This window comes from Streptomyces sp. WELS2 (genome assembly GCF_013870595.1).
In the GTDB taxonomy this organism is placed as follows: domain Bacteria; phylum Actinomycetota; class Actinomycetes; order Streptomycetales; family Streptomycetaceae; genus Streptomyces.
The window spans coordinates 1-2,029 of the sequence record NZ_JACBWZ010001008.1 but is presented as its reverse complement, the minus strand read 5'-3'; the positions used below and the strand labels follow the sequence as shown (position 1 = coordinate 2,029).

Below are 2,029 nucleotides of genomic sequence, written 5' to 3'. Positions count from 1 at the left end.
GGACGGCGGCCGGGATCACCGCGGCGACCAGGAGCGCCGGAGCGGCCGTCACCGCGACCGACGCGTCAGCGGAATGCACGGCCCCCTCACCTTTCCCGGGCCGTGGTGCCGCGTACCGCGAGCGCGGCCGAGACGCCCAGCAGGGGCACGGCGACGCACAGCAGCCAGTGGCCGTAGACGAAGCCCAGGGCGACCAGCAGCAGGCCGGTCGCGGCGGGCAGGACCGCGCCCGCGCCCCGGTCCGGGATCCGGTAGCGGACGTGCTGGTCGGGCGCCGAACGGGAGGACAGCAGCACGGCTCCGGCGGCGAGGGCGAGGACCAGGACGACGCCGCCCCACAGCCAGTACACCAGCGGGCTCTCGCCGTAGACCGCGAGGACGGCGAGGAGGACGCCGTTGAGCAGCGCCCAGCCCGCGACGACCACGGCGGACGGATGCCGTCTCATGCGCGGCTGCCCTCCCGGCGCTTGAGGTCCAGCAGCGGGGCGAAGCTGGTGACGGGCGGCAGCGGGCGGTCCGCCGGGAAGTTCAGGCGCGGCGGCGGGGACGGGGTGGCCCACTCCAGGGTGTGCCCGTCCCACGGGTCGTCGCCGGCCGGGCGGGCCCGGCCCAGGCGGCGGGCGTGCAGGGTGCGCAGCACGTTGACCACGAACACCGCCATGCCGGCGGCGAGGAAGGCCGCGCCGATCCCGGCGAGCAGGTTGAGGGTGCCGAAGCCGTCGAAGGCGGCGTAGGTGGACACCCGGCGCGGCATGCCGAGGTAGCCGAGGGCGAACATCGGCAGGAAGGTCAGATTGGTGCCGACGACCAGCAGCCAGAAGTGCAGCCGTCCCATGCCCTCGTCCAGCAGCACGCCGGTGACCTTGGGGAACCAGTAGTAGACGGCGGCGAACAGGCCGAAGGCGCTGCCCGCGAACAGTACGTAGTGCAGGTGGGCCACCACGAAGTAGCTGTCGGTGACGTGGTAGTCGATCACCGGGGTGCCCACCATGATCCCGGTGAGGCCGCCGATCAGGAACTGCGGGATGAAGGCGAGAGCGAACAGCATCGGGGTGCGCAGCCGGGGCCGGGCGCCGAGGACGGTGCCGAGCATGCCGAAGTACTCCACGCCGGCGGGGACGAGCAGGGCGATGGAGGTCAGGGAGTAGTAGTCGTTGGCCGCCTGGCCGGTGGCGAACATGTGGTGGCCCCACACGCTCATGGAGAGGGCGGCGAACACCAGCAGGGACAGCACGGTGCCCCGGTAGCCGAAGAAGCGGCGCCCGCAGAACACCGCGAGCACCTCGGCGACGGCGGCGAGGTACGGGAAGAACATCACGTACACGACGGGGTGCCCGTAGAACCAGAAGAGGTGCTGGTAGCCGATGTTCCATGTGTTGGACGCGAACACCGAGGCGTCGGCGCGGCCCGCGGCCAGCAGGGTGAGCGCGGCGAGCAGGGCCGGGAAGGCGCCGATGACCATCAGACAGGTGGCGATCATGGCCCAGCAGAACACGGGCAGCCGCAGCATGGTCATGCCCCGGGTGCGGCGGCGCAGGATGGTCCACAGCACCGCCCAGCCCTGCAGGATCGCCCCGGTGACGGCGAGGAACACGCCCACGATCCACAGGTCGCTGCCGGTGCCCGGCGAGTACTCGGCGTCGGCCAGCGGCGGGTAGGAGAACCAGCCGGCGGCGTGTGCTCCGGTCGGGGTGGCGAAGCCGGTGAGCAGGGTGAGGGCGCCGAACGCGTAGAGCCAGTAGCCGAGGAGGGTCAGCCGGGGCAGGGCGATGCCGGGTGCGCCGGTCTGCAACGGGACCAGGTAGACGCCGAGGCCGAGTGCGAACGGCGTCATGACCAGGTAGATCATCCCGGAGCCGTGGACGGTGAAGACCTGGTCGTACAGGTGGGGGCCGAGGAAGGTCTCCTCGGGGCGGGCGAGCTGGCCGCGCATCAGCAGCGCGAGGACGCCCATGAGCAGCAGGAGCACCAGGGAGGTGGCGGCGGTGAGCAGGCCGACGCGCTTGTGGTCGGTGGTGGCGATCCAGCC

The 2,029-nt window shown here is 72.2% G+C and carries 2 protein-coding genes; both read right to left on the bottom strand.

Annotated features, from left to right (window positions below):
- Window positions 1-86: 86 nt before the first annotated feature.
- On the bottom strand, window positions 87-446 hold the full coding sequence (locus tag H5J33_RS32900) for a hypothetical protein (RefSeq protein WP_181798369.1): 360 nt from the start codon (window positions 444-446) through the stop codon (window positions 87-89).
- The coding region (locus H5J33_RS32895) for a cbb3-type cytochrome c oxidase subunit I (RefSeq protein ID WP_181798368.1) at window positions 443-2,029 on the bottom strand (1,587 nt) is incomplete at its 5' end. The genes H5J33_RS32895 and H5J33_RS32900, both read right to left, overlap by 4 nt.